Annotated in this window: 5 protein-coding genes and 1 pseudogene; 2 read left to right on the top strand and 4 right to left on the bottom strand. The window is 34.8% G+C overall.

Going from position 1 to position 3,796, the window contains the following annotated elements; all coding sequences use genetic code 11:
- Nucleotides 1-268: pseudogene (locus tag IV54_RS04710) on the bottom strand (hypothetical protein); the annotation flags it as partial.
- Between the two features lie 77 nt (nt 269-345).
- Here IV54_RS04710 and IV54_RS04715 point away from each other — a divergent pair.
- Both IV54_RS04715 and IV54_RS04720 read left to right on the top strand, forming a co-directional pair.
- A complete protein-coding gene (locus tag IV54_RS04715; RefSeq protein ID WP_057878253.1) occupies nt 346-609 on the top strand; it encodes a type II toxin-antitoxin system PrlF family antitoxin in 264 nt (87 codons plus the stop codon).
- Entirely contained in the window at nt 609-956 is a 348-nt protein-coding gene (locus IV54_RS04720; RefSeq protein ID WP_024002471.1) for a type II toxin-antitoxin system PemK/MazF family toxin, read from the top strand. The genes IV54_RS04715 and IV54_RS04720 overlap by 1 nt, the downstream gene beginning before the upstream one ends.
- A 122-nt stretch (nt 957-1,078) precedes the next feature.
- Here the strand turns inward: IV54_RS04720 and IV54_RS04725 are convergent, their stop codons facing one another.
- The 3 genes from IV54_RS04725 to IV54_RS11485 are packed head-to-tail and all read right to left on the bottom strand — an operon-like array spanning nt 1,079 to nt 3,677.
- Nucleotides 1,079-2,191, bottom strand: a complete 1,113-nt coding sequence (locus IV54_RS04725; protein WP_057878254.1) for an MrcB family domain-containing protein — start codon at nt 2,189-2,191, stop codon at nt 1,079-1,081.
- A gap of 42 nt (nt 2,192-2,233) precedes the next feature.
- Entirely contained in the window at nt 2,234-2,617 is a 384-nt protein-coding gene (locus tag IV54_RS04730; RefSeq protein ID WP_057878255.1) for a restriction endonuclease, read from the bottom strand.
- Between the two features lie 19 nt (nt 2,618-2,636).
- Nucleotides 2,637-3,677 carry a restriction endonuclease subunit S gene (locus tag IV54_RS11485; protein WP_083488508.1) on the bottom strand — a complete coding sequence of 347 codons (1,041 nt, stop codon included), beginning with the start codon at nt 3,675-3,677 and terminating at the stop codon, nt 2,637-2,639.
- Nucleotides 3,678-3,796: the final 119 nt, after the last annotated feature.

The raw sequence follows: 3,796 nt of genomic DNA on the forward strand, positions 1-3,796 counted from the left end.
CAACAGACTGCCATTGAAAGATTCCGGGCTTGTTCGGATTAAACTTGTAATTTGCCTCATGAATAAACGCATTTTGTTTAATGGAACCGTCCGGATTAAAGATATCGGTTTGTTTTAGGCACATGACGTCACTGACTCTTAGTAGCGTAGCTTTACCAACTTGAAAAATTGTATAGTTACGACGGCCAGCTTTAAAATTATTGAGTAACGTATCTTGAACTTCCTTGAGAATATTTGAATCTTTGATTGGTAAGACAACTTGTTGCATAGTCTTTTCTCCTTTTCTTGAGATATTAAAGCAGTTATGTTATTATTTTTGTAAGGAAAAAGTAAGGAGATGATATTGTGAGTGCAGGTAATGTAACTAAGGTTAGCTCGAAGATCACAAGTAAAAATCAGATTACAATTCCTAAAACAGTACGTGAACTGTTAAAAGTTCGGTCTACTGACACAATTGAATGGCAGATTGAACCAAATGGTAAAGTAATGATTGTTCGTAGTAAACCGGATCTATGGCAACTTGTTGATGAACAAGAAAAAAAGTTTGGAAATCTCAGTACGATAGAAGTTGATTGGGGTAAAGACGTAGAAAGCGAAGACTTTGATTAATGAAATTAAAACAAGGAGCGATTTTATGGATTAATTTAGATCCGGCTAAAGGCACTGAAACTAAGAAAAAGCGACCGTGTTTAGTTGTCAGCAACGATCACTATAATCGCTATTTTAATACGGTGCTAGTTGTGCCAATCAGTACCTCTGACAAATATCGTACCCAAGAAAAGTATGCTAAATCGCCGTTATTTATCAGGATAGATAACGGGAAAATTCACGGGACAGCGTTATTGCAACATGTCCGTGCTGTCGATCCAACAAAACGATCAGATGGCGAAGTTGTGGCCACTTTATCTCAGCAAGAAATTAGTTCGATTAGTACAAAGGTCCAACAATTTTTTTAAAAAGCAGATGTTATTTATTGATAAAAACAAAAAATAGCCCCCAATGTCTACATTATAGATATTGGGGGCTATTTTAACAATGTTTTCGAGGGGCTATTTGATAGAAATGGACCCTGTAAGTTCTAATTTTCTTTCTTCAAAGCAAGATAATCAGTTGGTTCAAAACTAAAATATTGTTCTAGATTGCCATGATACTTCTCTAATTTTGCTTCCCTATTAATATCGTAAACACGATATAGCCAATATGATGAATTATCCTCTTTAGCGTATTGGCGTTCATTTTGAGAAATATAAAACGGTATATTCTCTGAATCAGTAGTTGTTTTAACTTCAATATGCTTTTCAGAACCATCGGGATTAAAGGAAAGAATGTCATACCCTAAACCATCTCCCTGAGTAACAGAGACTTGTTCAACCTTTGATTGAAGTTTCTTGTTTCCTTGAAGCTGACTCTTTTCATATTCTACAACATATCGCTCCCCCTTTAAGCCTGTTATTTTATTAGATTTTGACTGTTGATCATAATCACATTTAGTAGGTGTTTTTTTGTATTCGTTATTTTTATGTTTATTGGTAATTACTGATTTCGAAAGAATATATTTATTACTTAAATCAATATCCTTAGTATTAATAAGCTTACTTTTTAGTTCTTCTAAGCTTTGAATCATAAGCGCAAGATCATCTTCCATTTTTTGATTATCTGGAAGGTTGTTAGCATTATACTCAACACTCATAATATTGCCTAGTTCATAACCTCGTGGCAATGATGTTCTATATCGTTTTAATGGGTTAATTAAATGGATTTCCTTAGTATTAAAGGTGTTCGAGGTTAGTTTTAGATTCTTGCGCCAATAGTTTGAAACGGCTTTAATTTTAGTTTGCCCTATTTTAGTACCAAATTCATTATGATAATATGTCCATCCTTGTGCCAGACTAAGATAAACCTTAGACATATCCTCAGCAAAAAGATATGCAATATCGATACCCTCAGTTGCTGAAGTTGATATATCAGTATCGAATAAAACAATCCACGGAATAATTGCCCATCGTCCATTCCCTACAGAAGACTTAATATCATAATTAAAATGAAAACCTGTCCGCTTTATATATGATTCTATATATCGTTTGGGTTCTGTTCTAAAATAATTAGCTAACCGATTATTTTTAAAAGATGTTTGTTTAGCATTTTGATATTGATTGAGAGTTTTACTTATTATGGTTTTTAAGTCATCCATAGCTTTTCTCCTTATAAATTACCCTGATGGAAATGGTGGGAATTAAAAGTCGTCTTTATTAATCTCATAAATTGGAAATTGATTGATGGTTTTTATACCAACCTTATATTTAATTATTAGTTTAGCCAATTGTTCACCGTCAATAACTTTTATATGTAGACGTTTAGCGGATATTAAAGCATCTTGAGTGTAGGATGAAGTAGTTATAAAGACACCACTATTACTATTTCCTGCACTTCTTTCCTGAAGTGCTCCACTAAAACTTTGGATGGTTCTAGAACCTACAGAATTTGATTTAGCGTATCTTTTAACCTGGATGTATATATTTTGTAGCCCTAATGCATCTTGTTGGATAACTCCATCAATTCCACCGTCTCTAGTTGCTTGCGTAGTTATTGCCTGACCATCAGTTCCACAATACCCCATCACTTATTAATTCTAGACCCTAAACAAACATCTTTTGTAAAAAGCCTTTTTTCTGTTCTTTCAACAAATCTAACTTACGTTGTTGAAGAGTGATGGTTTGGTCAAGTTTTTTGAAAAATGAACCCACTTTAGCTTGCTCGTCTTTGTTTTTTGGCAAAGTTATCAGTAAGTCTTTAACAATTGAGCCGGATAAATTCCCTTGGCCACCTTGTAGATAAGTTGAGATGATGGTTTCTTTTTGTTTTTTTAGCCACTGAACAATCATGTAAGGATCGTCACCTTTAGTTGGACGGATAGCTAGTATAGCTTGGTTAATTGCCCCGTTAATTCTTGAAATACTCGTTTCACCACTGGTTGCGCCATATAGAGCATAAAGAATATCACCGATCCCTACCATCTTTGCTGACGAGTTATTTAACCCAGCATCTGTGATAAAAAGCTCTGTTGAATCTGATGAGATTTCACCCGAACGGATAAACGGAATTTCACCGCCATAGTATTCAGCTTTCCCTGCGGTCGGAGTTCCACCAGAAAAAGAGTCTGTGATAGCACCCAACTTACGCTGTTCCCAATCGTCAGCAAACCCTGCAAATCGCGATTCAGGAACTTTTGCGCCATTTTTTGGAAACATTTTTTGCAAGTAGCCTTTTTTCTGTTCCTTAAGCAAATCTAACTTACGCTGATGAAGAGCGATAGTGTCGTCTATACTTTGGAAAAATGCCCCTATTTTTTGTTGTTCTGAAAGTTTGGACGGTACATGAATTTCAATATTTGATAAATCACTTGAATTAATCGCTGGATAACTAGTCCCTGTACTTCTATCTAAAACATGTTGAACAAATTGCTTGTTTTGAACACTATTTAATAAAAAATAGCTATCAATGTTAGGACGCATTTGAGCATAACCAGTTGAGAAAACATAGTTATCATAAGGCAAATCATATAAATAGTTATTCATTTGATATGGGCGAACCGTCTGATAAAACACATCGCCTTTTTGTGCAAGACGCTGTGCCCTTGAAGGTGCTTGATCTTTAGATTCAGTTCTATGCGAGATCATTTCAGTCCCTACAACGCTTTCTAAGTCTACATACTCAAATTCATCTGGAAGAACTGTTTTAGGACTTGAATTTACACTTTAAGTGCAACACTAATTAAATAAAGAATGGCCCATGGCCA

Origin of the sequence: Levilactobacillus paucivorans (genome assembly GCF_001437125.1) — a bacterium.
Lineage (GTDB): Bacteria > Bacillota > Bacilli > Lactobacillales > Lactobacillaceae > Levilactobacillus > Levilactobacillus paucivorans.